General features: G+C 70.3%; 10 protein-coding genes. 6 read left to right on the top strand and 4 right to left on the bottom strand.

Annotated elements, in window-relative coordinates; translation table 11 throughout:
• Nucleotides 1-2 precede the first annotated feature (2 nt).
• Complete coding sequence (locus tag RM1_RS17215; RefSeq protein ID WP_027502337.1) at nucleotides 3-584, bottom strand: TetR/AcrR family transcriptional regulator; 582 nt, start codon at nucleotides 582-584, stop codon at nucleotides 3-5.
• Nucleotides 585-836: 252 nt separating this feature from the next.
• Between RM1_RS17215 and RM1_RS17210 the strand changes: the two genes are divergently transcribed.
• Entirely contained in the window at nucleotides 837-1,985 is a 1,149-nt protein-coding gene (locus RM1_RS17210) for an acyl-CoA dehydrogenase family protein (RefSeq protein ID WP_072752964.1), read from the top strand.
• Nucleotides 1,986-2,021: 36 nt separating this feature from the next.
• On the opposite strand, the gene RM1_RS17205 is transcribed toward RM1_RS17210, so the two are convergent.
• Both RM1_RS17205 and RM1_RS17200 read right to left on the bottom strand, forming a co-directional pair.
• On the bottom strand, nucleotides 2,022-3,617 hold the full coding sequence (locus RM1_RS17205) for a GMC family oxidoreductase (protein WP_072752963.1): 1,596 nt from the start codon (nucleotides 3,615-3,617) through the stop codon (nucleotides 2,022-2,024).
• Nucleotides 3,618-3,684: 67 nt separating this feature from the next.
• Nucleotides 3,685-5,403, bottom strand: a complete 1,719-nt coding sequence (locus RM1_RS17200) for an aldehyde dehydrogenase family protein (protein WP_245816414.1) — start codon at nucleotides 5,401-5,403, stop codon at nucleotides 3,685-3,687.
• A 180-nt stretch (nucleotides 5,404-5,583) separates the two neighbouring features.
• Between RM1_RS17200 and RM1_RS17195 the strand changes: the two genes are divergently transcribed.
• The 5 genes from RM1_RS17195 (at nucleotide 5,584) to RM1_RS17175 (ending at nucleotide 13,150) form a co-directional block, all read left to right on the top strand.
• Nucleotides 5,584-6,777 (top strand): PucR family transcriptional regulator, encoded by a 1,194-nt coding sequence (locus RM1_RS17195; protein WP_072752962.1) that lies wholly within the window; start codon nucleotides 5,584-5,586, stop codon nucleotides 6,775-6,777.
• A gap of 110 nt (nucleotides 6,778-6,887) precedes the next feature.
• Nucleotides 6,888-7,259: a hypothetical protein gene (locus RM1_RS17190; RefSeq protein WP_072752961.1), complete on the top strand. Its 372-nt coding sequence runs from the start codon at nucleotides 6,888-6,890 to the stop codon at nucleotides 7,257-7,259.
• Nucleotides 7,256-7,894, top strand: a complete 639-nt coding sequence (locus tag RM1_RS17185) for a hypothetical protein (RefSeq protein WP_072752960.1) — start codon at nucleotides 7,256-7,258, stop codon at nucleotides 7,892-7,894. Before RM1_RS17190 ends, RM1_RS17185 begins: the two co-directional genes overlap by 4 nt.
• Nucleotides 7,878-12,794, top strand: a complete 4,917-nt coding sequence (locus tag RM1_RS17180; RefSeq protein ID WP_072752959.1) for a putative T7SS-secreted protein — start codon at nucleotides 7,878-7,880, stop codon at nucleotides 12,792-12,794. Before RM1_RS17185 ends, RM1_RS17180 begins: the two co-directional genes overlap by 17 nt.
• Nucleotides 12,794-13,150 (top strand): hypothetical protein, encoded by a 357-nt coding sequence (locus RM1_RS17175; RefSeq protein WP_072752958.1) that lies wholly within the window; start codon nucleotides 12,794-12,796, stop codon nucleotides 13,148-13,150. Before RM1_RS17180 ends, RM1_RS17175 begins: the two co-directional genes overlap by 1 nt.
• A 60-nt stretch (nucleotides 13,151-13,210) precedes the next feature.
• On the opposite strand, the gene RM1_RS17170 is transcribed toward RM1_RS17175, so the two are convergent.
• Nucleotides 13,211-13,972 carry a DUF1266 domain-containing protein gene (locus tag RM1_RS17170; protein ID WP_083576791.1) on the bottom strand — a complete coding sequence of 254 codons (762 nt, stop codon included), beginning with the start codon at nucleotides 13,970-13,972 and terminating at the stop codon, nucleotides 13,211-13,213.
• Nucleotides 13,973-14,017 lie beyond the last annotated feature (45 nt).

Here is a 14,017-nt window from a genome sequence, read left to right as displayed (position 1 = left end):
CGCTATTGCTGACCCGCCATGATCAGCTTGGCGGTGGTCTCGAGTCGATCGGCGATCTGGGTGTAGGACTCGTAGCCCATTCCGGCCCGGACGAGCGCCCCGGACCACGCGATCTCGAGCGCCTCGAGCACGTCCGGATCGTGCCCGGGGCCGAGGGCCGCGACGAGGCGCCCGCGGATGTCCTTGCCGATGCGCAACCGCAGGTGTTCGACGTCGGGGTCGTCGCCCAGGATCGCGGTGGTGGCGGCCGCGGCCAGGGCGGGCTCGTCGGAGACGAGCAGCGCGACGTCGCGCAGGACCTGGCAGACCCGGGCGACGGGATCGAGGTCGGTGGGTACCTCCCGCGGGATCGCGGCCAGGCGCCGCCAGAACACCTCCGCGACGAGGTGGCTCTTCGAGGAGAAGTAGGTGTACGCGGTGGCGGCCGCGACGCCGGCCTCCGTCGCCACCATGCGCACCGTGAGGCCGGAGAATCCCTGCTCCCGGAGCACCGCGACGGCCGCTGTGGTCAGCTTGTCGACGGTCTCGGCCTGCTGCTCGGTCAGGCGTCGGCGAGTGGATTCGAACTTAGCTTCACTAGACACATGTCCAGACGCTACTGGAAGCGGGCGTACTCGGGCAAAGGGGTCGTCACCGGGCTCGGCCTGCTCAAAGCCCACGGAAGTAAGCATTCTCGCGCATCAACTGCCAGGCGGCATGCTGCCCGCCGACGAGTTGCGGCAGCAGCGGCGGTGCTGCCCGGCCGGTCCATGTGCACATCGTTAGCATGGGCACCAAGTAGTGACCGGCCGACAGACGCGGCCGGCGTCCGGACATCTCAGAAGGCGGTCGACGTCGTGAAGAAGTACCTCCCCAGCTGGCACGACGACGAGGTCCGTGCGCTGTCCGAGCTCGCGGCCGGATTCTTCGAGCGGGAGGTGGTCGCGCACAACGAGAAGTGGGACGCCCAGCACCGCATCGACCGCGAGGTGTGGCTCAAGGCAGGCGAGCTGGGCCTGCTGTGCTGCTCCATCCCGGAGGAATACGGCGGCGGTGGCGGCACCTTCGCTCACGACCTCGCCGTCTTCGAGGCCCAGGGCTACGCCGGCGACCTCGCGTTCGGGATCTCCGTGCACAGCGGCATCGTTCCGCACTACATCGCCGAGTACGGCACCGAGGAGCAGAAGAAGACGTGGCTGCCGGGGATGGCGACCGGCGAGATCCTCGCCGCCATCGGCATGACCGAGCCCGGCGCCGGCTCGGACCTCAAGGCCATCAAGACCACCGCCATCCGCGACGGCGACGACTACATCGTCAACGGCTCGAAGACGTTCATCACCAACGGCGCCTCGGCGGACGTGATCGTGCTCGTCGTCAAGACCGACCCGAAGGCGGGCGCCAAGGGTGTGTCCCTGCTGATCGTCGACCTGCGCGACTGCCCGGGGTTCGCCGTCGGACGGGTGCTGGACAAGGTGGGCCAGCACGGCGCCGACACCTCGGAGCTCTCGTTCACCGACGTCCGGGTGCCGGTGTCGAACCTGCTCGGCGACGCCGAGGGGCAGGGCTTCGGCCAGCTGATGGCGCAGCTGGTGCAGGAGCGGCTGATCATCGGCGCGCAGGCGTCGGGCGCGATGAACCGGGCCGTGCAGGACACCGTCGCGTACACGAAGTCGCGACAGGCGTTCGGGCACAGCCTCTTCGAGTTCCAGAACACCGCCTTCGAGCTGGCCGAGTGCCAGACCATCGCGCGCACCTGCGAGGTGTTCCTCGACCACTGCATCCAGTCGCACCTGCGCGGCGAGCTGGACCCGTCCGAGGCGGCGATGGTCAAGTACTGGCTCACCGAGCAGCAGTGCGCGGTGATCGACCGGTGCGTCCAGCTCTACGGCGGCTACGGCTACATGCGCGAGTACCTGATCGCGCGGATGTACGAGGACGCCCGCGTCCAGAAGATCTATGCCGGTGCCAACGAGGTGATGAAGGGGATCATCGCGAAGTCGTTGTAGGCGCGCGACGCGTCACCCGCGGCCCGGCCTGCCCGCTCAGTTCGACCGTAGGAGCAGGTCGGCCGCCTTCTCCCCGATCACGACGCACGGCGCGTGGGTGTGGCCGCGGATGATGGTCGGCATGATCGACGCGTCCGCCACGCGCAGCCGGTCCACCCCGCGCACCCGCAGCTCGGGATCGACGACGCTGGCCGCGTCCTTGCCCATCCGGCAGGTTCCGGTGGGGTGATAGAGGGTGTGCGAGTTGCGCTCGAGCGCGGTCGCCAGCACGTCCTCGAGGGGGGTCGGGGCGGTCACGGCGGGCCGGATCATCTCGCCGAGACGGGACTTCAGCGACGGGGCGGAGGCGAGTGCCTCGCACACCCGCAGGCCCTCGAGCATCGCGCGGCGGTCGACGCCGCCGTCGTCGCTGAGGTAGCGCGGATCGATGATCGGCTTGTCCGCGTAGTCCGCCGACCGCAGCGTGATCTCCCCGCGGCTCTCCGGCTTGAGCAGGATCGTGCCGAGGATCGCGGCGTGTTCGGTGCCGGGCACGAGGCCCTCGTCGAAGAACGGGGCGGGCGCGAAGATCATCTCCAGGTCGGGCAGCGCGAGTTCCTCACGGCTGCGGGTGAACCCGTACGCCTCGCCGACATTCGAGGTGAGCATCCCGCGGCGCCGGACCAGGTAGTTGGCGAGCTCGGGGAGCTTCTCGGCGGCGAAGAGCGTGTCCGATCCGACGCGGTAGCCGAGCATCGACACCAGGTGATCGGACAGGTTGCGGCCCACCTCCGGCAGGTGGTGCCGCACGGCGATGCCGTGCCTACGTAGCTGCTCCTCGTCGCCGATGCCGGACAGCATCAGCAGCTGCGGGGTGTTGATCGCGCCGCCTGCGAGCACCACCTCCTTGCGGGCGCGGACCGTGCGGCGCACGCCGCCCTGCATGTACTCGACCCCGACGGCGGCGGATCCCTCGAACAGCACCCGGGTCGCGGTGGCCTCGGTGAGCACCGTCAGGTTGGTGCGCTTGCGCGCAGGCGCGAGGTAGGCGTCGGCCGTGCTCCATCGGGCGCCGCGCTTCTGGGTGACCATCGTCTGCGAGAAGCCCTCGGGCTGGGCGGTGTTCGCGCGCTCGACCGGGAATCCCGTCTCGCGTGCCGCCTCCAGGTAGGCGCCGGTCAGCGCTCGGGGCGAGCGCTGTCGGCTCACCGTCAGCGGGCCGGTGGTGCCGGCGTCGTCGGTGGCCGCGCCGCCCTCCACGTTCTCGATCCGGCGGAAGTACTCCACCACCTTGCCGAAGGACCAGGAGTCGTCGGCCAGTGCGGCCCATTCGTCGTAGTCGGCGGCGAAGCCGCGCACCCACATCATGGCGTTCATCGACGACGAACCGCCGAGCGTCTTCCCCCGCGGCCAGTAGATGCTGCGGCCGCCGAGCCCGGGCTGCGGCTCGGTCAGGTAGTCCCAGTCCACCTCGCTGCGGAACAGCTTGGAGAAGGCCGCCGGAATGTGGACGAACTTGTCCTTGTCCGGCGGCCCGGCCTCGATCAGGGCGACCTCGGTGCGGGGGTCGTTGCTGAGCCGACCGGCCAGCGCGGCGCCGGACGACCCCGCGCCGACGATGACATAGTCGGCGACCGTCGTTTCCTGGATCATGCGTTCATCTCCACATCGAAAGGTGTTGGGGGGAAGCGGTTCTCGTCACGGTGAGGAACCGCCGGTCTCAGCCGCGCAGCGCCGAGGCGAAGATCGCCGGCAGGCGCGTCCACGACGGCTTGCCCGCGAACTCGGTCAGCCGCCGTCCGGTGCCTGCCGCGGTCCGATTGGTGACGAACCACGGCGGCTTCGGCGAGATCGACCATTCGCGGTGCAGTAGCGACCGTGGGGACGGCCGGAAGGGCCCGCGCACCACGGTGCGCTCAGGCCGGTCGATCAGCAGCGCGTTGTGGACCACCCCGATGCCGCTCTGCACGTCGCTGAGGGTGTGGCCGGGGAACGCGCCCCAGGTCGCCGCGGGGGTGAGGTACCCGACCCCGGTCCACGCGTTCACCGCGATCGTCCCGTACCGCAACGACTCGAGCAGCGCGTCGAACCGCGTCCCCATCGAGTCGATGGTGCCGGGCTCGGCGATGATGTTGACCCCGAGCGTCCCGACGAACTGCTCGTTGACCACCTCCGCCGCGCGGGTCGCGAACTGCTCGCCCTCGTGCGGCAGCTCGATCACTCCCAGCACCGGCCCGAAGTACTCGGTCTGCAGCAGCGGGGCGAACTCGTCGGGCTGCAGGCCCGACACCAGCACCCGGCCGCCGCGCTCGCCCAGCCGCTCGGCCTTCGGGTAGGACTGCGTGGCCGAGGCGACCCGGTCGTCGCTGCCCGGGTAGTAGGCCGGGCGGGCGGGGGCGCGGTCGACGGCGGCGCGCAGTGCGGCGACGAACTCGTCGCGTTGCGGCCACCGCGAGGACAGCACGACCACCTGCGACGCGATGCAGTTGTAGCCGCCGTTGTGCAGGCGCTGCGTCGCGATGTGCTCGGCCTGGAACTCGATGTCGGCGCGGCTCCAGGCGCCGGGCAGCACGATGGTCGGCGACACCCCGCCCAGCTCGCTGGTCATGCCCTTGTCCAGGACGGGTTCGCCCGCCGCCTTGCGGCGCGCGCCCTCCTCGCCGGTGCCGAAGACGATCGCGTCGTGGGTGAGCGCGCTGCCGGTCATGTGCACGTGGTCGACCAGCCGATGCCGGGTCAGGTAGGTGCCGACGTCGGCGCCGCCGGTCAGTATCCGGACCGCGCCGATCGCGATGAACGGCTCGAGCACCTTCTCGAAGACCGGCAGCATCCGATCCATGATCGGGTTGAGCTTGAGCGCGACGACGCGGTTGTGCGCGAATAGCTCGTACAGGGTGTCGAGTGGGGCGATCGAGGTGATGTTGCCCGCGCCCAGCACCACCCCGACGCCCTGCGTCCGGGTTGGATCGAGCTGGGCGAGGCCCGCCTCGCGCTGTGCCGTCGCACGATCGACGCCCGGCTGCAGCCAGACGTCGGCGCTGAACCCGCTCAGCAGCAGCCTGTCGAAGACGCTCATCGGCAGCGCCCGCACGGTGGTGCGGCCGCCGGGGGCGGTGCCGAAGGCGGCGTCGGCCAGCGGGCTGGTGCCGGACTCGAGCTTTTCGAGGCTGGCGGACAGCGTCGTCGCGGCGGTGGCCACGGAGTACGGACCGGATATCCACTCCTCGCCGACCAGGGGGGAGTCGGGGTCGAGCCCCTTGATCTGCACCGCCGCTGCCACCCATTCGGCCGCGTGCTGCACCGTCAGGTCGCGGACCCGGTCGAGCAGTTGCCGCCGGTGGCCCAGGGACAGGCCTGCCCAGGCCTTCTCGCCCTCGACGAGGTCGGCCAGGGCCTGATCGATGGCCGGGTGGGTGCTGGCGGGGTCGTGATCGGACACTGGACAACTCCGTTCGATTCGAGGCAGGCGGGGGCCGGACTCGTCGGATCTTCTACTGTGATCCTCGTCGCATCGGGGGCCGGGCGCCATAGGCGGACGGGCGCCGAAGTCGACGGCCCGTTTGTGCGACCGCACAAATTGCTATGGCGTGGGTCACTCCGGGGCGGCTACCCTGGGGCGATGTCCGTCAGTCCGGAAATCGCTCCGCCCACGCCCACCGAGCTGCTGCACGATATGCGCGCGTCGGTGGATGATCTCGCCGACGAGCTGGTCGCGCGCATCGTGGCTGCCGAGCAGGACTACGCCGATGCCTCGCTGCTGACGCCTGAGCAGCTGCGGTTCGCCTGCTGGGACAACCTGTCCTCGATGCTCGCGAACCTCGACGGCACCGCGCCGGTCCGACTGGAGTCGGCCCGCGCGGCCGGGCGGATGAAGGCGGAGCAGGGCGTGTCGCTGGCCGCGCTGCTGCACGCTTTCCGGCTCGGCGGACGGTTGATCTGGGAGGAGCTGACGGCGCGCTCGGACGGGCGCGCCAGCCAGTGGCTGCTGGACATGGCCGCGCAGGTCTGGGCGCTAGTGGATGTGTATTCGGACGCCGCGGCCGACGCCTACCGGGAGGCGGCCGACAGGCGTGCCAGGGAGGACGCGGAGTCGAGCAGGCGGCTGATCCGGACGCTGTTCGCGAACCACGCCCTCAACCCGGCCGGCGTCGCGGACGCGGTGCGGGCGTTCCGGATTCCCGAGCGGGGAGCCTTTCTGGTTGTGTCCGTGCGGGACTCGTCGTCCTGCCTGTCGGCCGACGCGCTGCGGTCCAGGCTGAGCACGGTCGGCATCGACTCGGTGTGGGACACCGAGGTCGACGGCCGCATCGGCCTGCTGTGGGCACCGGCCGAGGCGGCACTCGACGCGGCCCTCGGCACGCTCGGCGAGATCGGCGGCGGATCCGTCGGGGTGAGCCGCGGCTTCGGTCGACCGGGCGGCATCGGCGCGGCCGTGGAGCAGGCCAGGCAGGCCCGCCGCTGCGCGCCCGACGGGTCGGGCGACCCGACGCGCTACGACTCGGTTCCGGTGCCGCTGCTGGTGATCCGGCAGCCGGACGCCGGTCACCTCGCCGCCCGTCAGGTCCTCGGGCCGGTGCTGGCCCTGCCCGCCGACGAGCAGCGCAGCCTCCTGACGACCCTCGAGGCCTGGTTCTCCGCCCGCGGATCGACGACGGCCGCGGCCGCGCAGCTGCACTATCACCGCAACACCGTGCTGTACCGACTGCGCCGGATCCAGGAGCTGACGGGCCGGGACTTCTCCGACCCGGTGCACGCCGCCGAGCTGTACGTGGGGCTGTGCGCCCACCGGCTGCTCGGCGCCGGGCGGGAGTGAGAGCGCGCGACCACCGCGCCGGGACGGCTATTCTGAGCCGAGTGACGCCGCAGCCGGTCCGCCCGGCTGCGCGGCGTCCGGGGGGTCAGTAGTCAATCCGGGGGGATTACATGGGGGCGGTGGACGGCGGCTGCAGTGCGCTGCTGGCTGAGATCGACGCGTTCTATCAGGGGTTCGGCGAACCGAGGGCGCTGACCGACGCGATGCGCTCGTCGGTGCTGCTGATCCCGGTGACGGACGACGACAGGCTGCTCACCAGCGCCGTCGGCGGGCTGGACTGGATCTGCGCCTTCACCGGCGAGGTCGAGTACGCCCGGTACCTCGCCGCCCGCGGGGGCCAGGAGGGCCGGGCATTCCGCACCCTGCTCGGCGGCCGGATCGTCGACGAACTCGTGCCAGGCCTGCCGAACCCGACCGGCGTGGTCGTCGACATCGCGGGCCGGTCGCCCATGGCGTTCCCGCCCGCCGAGGTCCGGTCGTGAGCGACGAACTCGGGGTCGACCCGCAGGTGCTGGTGCAGGCCGCGCAGGGCATCACCGCGATCACCGGATCGCTGGAGGGACTCGGGATCGGCGAGACGGCCGCGGTCGGGCGCGGTTTCTCGCTGCTGGCGCTCTCGCCGATGGAGGCGGGCAAGCAAGAGGTGCAGTCGGGGCTCGAGGAGTTCGCCGAGCGCTGGTCCTGGGGCGTCCGGAGCCTGGTGCAGTCGGCCAACGAGATCGCCCGGGTCCTCGAGCTGGACGCGGGCATGTATCACGAGATGGAGCAGAAGGTCTCGGACACCTTCAAGACCATGTGGACCCACATCGCGGGCAACCCGCACCTCAGCGGCGAGGAGATCGCGGAGCGCAGCTGGGAGGACACCCTCGCGGACAACGCCGTCAACCACGTCCTCCACCCGGACTACAGCGCGGAGTCCTTCGCGGAGGCGGCTCAGACGATCCAGACCAACAACGAGGTGATCGAACAGGTTGCGCCGCAGGCGTTCGCGAACGTGGCGCCGCAGCTCGCGGGTGCCGTCGGGGTGGAGGCGGATCGGGGATGGAACACCGGGGCCGCCGCGCTCGCCGCCGAGATGACCGCCGGGGGAGGGGGAACCGGTGAGCTGGCTCAGTGACACCTGGGACGACGCCACGGGGGCGATCGACAGCGCGGGCGAGTTCGTCGAGGACGCCGTCGAATCGGGCATCGAAAGCCTCGGGCAGGCCGCCGATTCCGGCCTCGATGCCGCCTCCGGCTTGGCCCGCCGCCTCGGTGTCGACGGGATCGCCGACGCGCTGACCGATCTCGGAGATCAGGTCGCGAGCCTGACCGGCGGCGCCGTCGACGAGCTGGAGCTCGGCCAGACCGAGCAGCCGAAGGAGCTGATCCGCGGCGAACCCGCGGCCATCGCCGAGGCCACCACCACCCTCAACGAGCTCTCGAGCAGCATCGGCTCCACCGGCGACGCGCTGCGCACGATCGATGCCGCCGGCTGGACCGGCACGGCCGCGGACGGCTTCAACGCCGTGTACGACAAGCAGCCGGGACTCTGGCACGAGGCCGCCGACGCGATGAGCGCCGCCGGGCGAAGCCTGACCTCCTGGAGCTACACCGTCGAGGCGGCGCAGGCCCGCGCGGCGCAGGCGGTCGAGATGTGGAGGCAGGCCGAGCGGGAGGAACTGGCGAAGAAGACCGCCTACGCCGCGCTCAGCGCCGACGCGCAGGCCGGCACCCAGCTCGCCGACAGCTGGAGCGCGATGAAGGATGCGGCCCGAGAGCTCTTGCGCGGCGCCCGGATCGAGCGCGACGGCGTCGCCGGTCAGGTCGCGGGCGCGCTGGCGCAGGCCACCGCGGCCGCGCCCACCGAGCCGCCGTTCACCGAGCGGATGGTGGCCAACCTCGCGGACGCCACGGATGCGCTGGAGGTCGCCAAGACGAACTTCGGCTCCGGCCTGCTCACCGGGCTCACCGGCATCGTGCAGTTCGTCCGCCAGGTCAACCCCACGGACCAGTACAACCTGACCCACCCCGCCGAGTACGGGGCCGCGATGTCGGACCTGGCCACCGGGCTGTTCGTCGCGGCGGCCGACCCCGGCGCCGTGGTGTCCACGATGGTCGACGACGCGCTGGACAATCCGTTCGAGTTCGCCGGCAGCCTCACCGGCGACGCGATCCTGACGGCCGCGACCGCCGGGGGCGGCGGCGGTGTCGCGGCGGTCCGCTCGGTCGAGCGGATGGTCGATGCCGCGGGCGATTTCGCCGGGCCCGCACGGCTGGCCGAAACGGTCGCGGACGCGGGCAGGCACGCGCCGACACCCGAGGCGACCGGGCCGGGCGCCGATGCGCCTCGCCTGGACGGGGCGACGCCCGAGGTCGAGACCCGGCCGGCCGGGGCCGAGGATGCGACGCCGCCCTCCGTCGACACCCCCGGCGCGCACGACGGCGGCGACCAGCCCAACCCGACACCACACGACCTGGCGGAGGCCGACAGCGGCGCCAACCGGGCGGCCGACGAGGCGGGCGTGGACAGCGACCGCACCAGCGACCAGAACTGCGAGGGTCGCGACCCCGTCGACGTCGCGACCGGTGAATTCCTGCTCCCGGAAACCGATCTCACCCTGCCCGGCGTCCTGCCGCTGGTCCTCGGGCGACGGCACCGGTCCGGCTACCGGTTCGGGCGCTGGTTCGGGCCCAGCTGGTCGGCGACGCTGGACCTGCGGATCGTCGTCGAGGAGTCGGGCGTCGCCTTCCTTGCCGAGGACGGCGTGATGCTCAGCTATCCGCACCCCGAGGTCGGCGCCCAGACGCTGCCCTCGTCGGGACAGCGGTGGCCGCTGACCCGGACCGAGACGGGCGGCTACCGGGTGCACGATCCGGACCGCGACCTCAGCTGGCACTTCGCCCCCAAGGCCGAGCTGGCCGGACTGGATTCCGCGCTGGGCAACCTCGCGATCAGCGCGATCACCGACCGGCACCGCAACCGCATCCTCTTCCACTACGGGCCCGACGGCGCACCCACCGAGATCACCCACTCCGGTGGCTACCGCGTGCTGATCGACACCGCGGGCGGTCGGGTCACCGCACTGTCCGTCGTGGACGGCGGCGCCGCCATCGTTGTGCGCCGATTCGCTTACGAGGCCGGGCATCTCGTCGCGGTTATCAAGGGCGGCAGCGCCGCCACCCGCTACGGCTACGACGCCGAAGGTCGCATGCTGACCTGGATCGACAGCAACGGCAACCGGATGGTCAACACCTACGACGACGAGGGACGCGTCGTGGTGCAGAACGGCACCGCCGGAATCCTTGACTCCAGATTCGAGTACACCGACACCCCGGACGGCTCCGGCCGGATGACGGTCGTGACGGATTCGACCGGCGCCGCCACCACGCACGGTTTCGACAACGACCTGCGGCTGCGCGACCTCGTCGACCCGACCGGGGCGCACACCCACACCGACTACAACGCCCGCCGCGAACCGCTGCGGGTCCGGACGCCCGACGGCGCGACCACCGCATACCTGTACACGCCCGACGGCGACGTCGCCCGGATCACCCGACCGGACGGCGCCGTGCTGGCGGTCGAGTACGCCGCACCGAAACGACCCGCCGCGGTGCACAACCCGGACGGCACCACCAGCAGTCGGGAGTGGGACGCCGACGGCAAGCTGATCGCCGTCGTCGACGAGGCGGGCGCCCGGACCGGGTACGGCTACCACCCGGTCGGGTCGCTGGCCCGGGTCACCGACCCGACCGGCGCCACCACGTTCGTCGACTGCGACGACGCCGGGCTCCCCGCTGCCGTGACCGACCCGACCGGGGCCGTCACGAGCATCGAACGGGACGGCTTCGGGCGCCCGGTCACCGTCACCGACCCGACCGGCGCCACCACGGGCTACCGCTGGTCGGCGGATGGCCGAATGACCGGGCGAACACACCCCGACGGCGCCGAGGAGTCGTGGGAGTACGACGGCGAGGGAAACCTGCTCGCCCACACCGACACCGGTGGCGCACGCACCTTCCACGAGTACGGCGACTTCGACCTGCTGTCCGCGCGGACCGACCCCGACGGATCAGTGACCCGCTATGCCTGGGACACCGAACGCCGCCTGACCGCGGTGATCAACCCGCTCGGCGACACCTGGAGCTACCGCTACGACCGCGCGGGACGGCTGGTGTCGGAGACCGACTTCACCGGCGCGAGCACCGCGTACACCCATGATGCGATGGGCCGGGTGGCGACGGTGATGACGCCGACCGGGGTCACCCGCACCAACACCTATGACATCCTGGGCCGGCTCACCGGCGTGCGCGCGGACACAGGGGAGTACCTCCGGTTCGGGCACGACCTGGCCGGGCGGGTGACGCAGGGGGAGTCGGGAACCGGCGAGACCGCCGCCCACACTGTCGATTTCGAGTACGCCGCGACCGGCGCGCTGACGTCGCAGACGGTGGGCGGCCGGCTCGATCTGCGCTTCGAGCACGATCTCGCGGGGCGGCGGATCCGACGGATCTCGCCCGGCGGCGGTGACACCACCTGGCGCTGGGACCCGGCCGGGCGGCTGGCGGCGTTGACCGCGAACGGGCACCGGCTCGACTTCACCCACGACGCGCGCGGCGCGATGACGGGATGGCGGGTCGGCGAGCTCGCGGTCGCGCACACGCACACGGCACGGGGGCAACTCGCCGCCCAGTCGGTGGTCGCGAACCCGGCGTCGGCGCTGAACCTGGCCCTCGGCCCGGGGCCGGCCTCGACTCCCACGGTGCTGCGGGAGGACGCCTATGGCTACCGGTCCGACGGCTACCTCGCCGACCACACCACCGTGCGCCCCGACGCGACGGTGCGCCGCGACTACACCCTCGACGCGGTCGGGCGGGTGACCACCGTCGCCGAGAACGGCTCGGCGGCCGAGGGTTACGCCTACGACGGCCTCGGCAACATCACCGCGGCGCGGCCGGCCGGGCAGGGGTGGGACCGGCGCGAGTGCCGCGGCAACCTGCTGGTTCGCGACGGCCGCACCCGGTACCGGTACGACGCGGCGGGACGGCTGATCCGCAAGACCACCACCCGGCTGTCGCGGAAGCCGGACATCTGGCAGTACAGCTACAACGCCTTCGACCAGCTGATCGAGGTGATCACCCCGGACGACCGGCGCTGGCGGTACACCTACGACGCGCTCGGCCGCCGAACCACCAAGTCGCGGCTCGGCGACGAGGGCGCGGTGCTCGAGTCCACGCGGTACACCTGGGACGGCACGCAGCTCGTGGAGCAGCGGCGCGGCGAGGCGGTCACCACCTGGAACTACCGCCCCGGTACCTTCACCCCGTTGACCCAGGCGTCGAGCCAGGGCGAGGTGGACGCCGAGTTCTACGCGATCGTCACCGACCTCGTGGGCACCCCGGTGGAGCTGATCGACCCGGACGCGGTCGACGTCGCCGGGTCCGCCACCGCCGACCTGTGGGGCCGGACGACGTGGGACGGCGCGTCCACGCCGTTGCGGTTCCCCGGCCAGTACCACGACGACGAGACCGGGCTGCACTACAACCTTCACCGCTACTACGACCCGGGCACCGCCCGGTACGTCACGCAGGATCCGCTGGGGTTGGCGCCGGCGGCGAATCCGAGTGCGTACCCGCACAATCCGACGGGATGGACCGATCCGCTGGGGTTGGTGCCGACCGCGTGCGACGAGGATGGCCCCGTCGCGCATGTGGATCCGGGCAAGTACGACTACATTTTCGGAAACGTCGACTCCAATCAGCACAATGCTGACCGGTCAGCCCAGAATGCCGCTCAAATGGCCCGAATTGGGATTCACGACACGCCATCAGGTCGTGAACTCTTGCAGTCGCATTTCGACAGCGTCGTGTCGACGAACACAAACATCCTTCGCACGTTCACTACGGAGTACGGCGAGTTCCAGATACGTGAGTCGCTGCTGGCGGGCCCGGGTGGATTCTTGAAGCTAGAATCCACTTGGCAGCCATCGTCAGAGGGGCTTCGTCTCACTACGGTAATCCCAAGAGGTGGAGGGTAATGTCATATCAGCAGTTCGAGATTCCGGCTGTCGATGAGTTGTCAGAATTCGATCAACTGGACGTCGAACGGGTAGTGGACGAGCCCGGCACACTGATCTTGCGTTCGGTGACCCCCGGCGGGGACAGCGTAGAGCTGGTCGTCGATCCGCTGGGGCGGTCAGTCAAACTTGTGTGGCTGGTCGAAGGGCGCCGGATTCTGGATGTCTTTCGCGAAGGTGCAACGCGACTCGTCGTGACGCATGATAAAGAACTGCTTGACATTCGAGTGGAGTTCGTTGTCGCCGACCTTGTCGGAGCGTTGCAGGTGTCGCTCGGACGCGTGGCATATGTGAAGGACGCTCTCTTGTTTCAGTAGGTTGCGACGGCTGCCCAATCGCGGGAATAGCCACTGGGTCGCTGCGTCAAGGGGAACTGGTCAGAACTGCATGTGAAGCCACGGACTGTCCGACTGCGACGTCAGGACTCGATGGCCATCGAGAACTCGCTTGTAATACGACATGTATCCGTCGCCGTCGAATCTGATGACTCGGCCAAGGATGTATGACGCCGAGAAGTCGTGCCAGGAGACGAATCGTTCTCGGGCCGCAGTGGACACGGCGGCTATCCACCGTTCCGCGGTTGGCTGGTCGCAGTACTCCGCGACGTATCCCCAGCGCGCCATGTTGGTTGCTCGTCCGTAGTCGTATGCAAGCAATGACGTGACGAACCCGTCGGGCGGAATGAGGTTGTCGGCGCGAAAGCGAGATTCGTATCGGCTGACGCGTTGTGCGACTGTGCGGCATTGCGTTTCCTTGTCGGCGTCAACCCCATTCGCGCGACACCACTGTGAAATACAGTCGAGCCATTGTGACGCTGTGACCGTCGCGACGCCCCACTGCTGCCGCGCCATCATTCGAACGGCCATGACTGCTTCGCCATCGCCGCCGATGTTGTGCCCGGCCAATAGATGCTGCATCGATTGTTCCCAGCCGGCGCTGTCGGTGACGCTCCATGATCGGGAGAGAACTGCACGCGCCGAATCGCGGTCGGGATCCGAGCCGTTCAAAGAGTTCCAGGGGTAGCCGTTGTGCACCGCCAGGTGCGCGCCGCAGGCGAAGCCATGTGCCAGTTGCCCATAGAAGGGGCCATTAGGTTCGTGAACAAGTCGGTCTGTGTGATCGCAGGTCGGCCCGGACATTGTCTGAGTCTTTCAGAAGCGCTCTTCACCCAACGAATTGGCAGC

Source organism: Rhodococcus maanshanensis NBRC 100610 (genome assembly GCF_001894865.1).
Classification (GTDB): Bacteria; Actinomycetota; Actinomycetes; order Mycobacteriales; family Mycobacteriaceae; genus Rhodococcus_G; species Rhodococcus_G maanshanensis.
This window is presented reverse-complemented; position numbering and strand designations above follow the sequence as displayed.

What these genes read in the sequence shown, in the direction of transcription:
- RM1_RS17175 (WP_072752958.1), top strand. Translation starts at nt 12,794, where the DNA reads ATGTCATATCAGCAGTTCGAGATTCCGGCTGTCGATGAGTTGTCAGAA.
- RM1_RS17195 (WP_072752962.1), top strand. Translation starts at nt 5,584, where the DNA reads ATGTCCGTCAGTCCGGAAATCGCTCCGCCCACGCCCACCGAGCTGCTG.
- RM1_RS17205 (WP_072752963.1), bottom strand. Translation starts at nt 3,617, where the DNA reads ATGATCCAGGAAACGACGGTCGCCGACTATGTCATCGTCGGCGCGGGG.
- RM1_RS17190 (WP_072752961.1), top strand. Translation starts at nt 6,888, where the DNA reads ATGGGGGCGGTGGACGGCGGCTGCAGTGCGCTGCTGGCTGAGATCGAC.
- RM1_RS17170 (WP_083576791.1), bottom strand. Translation starts at nt 13,972, where the DNA reads ATGTCCGGGCCGACCTGCGATCACACAGACCGACTTGTTCACGAACCT.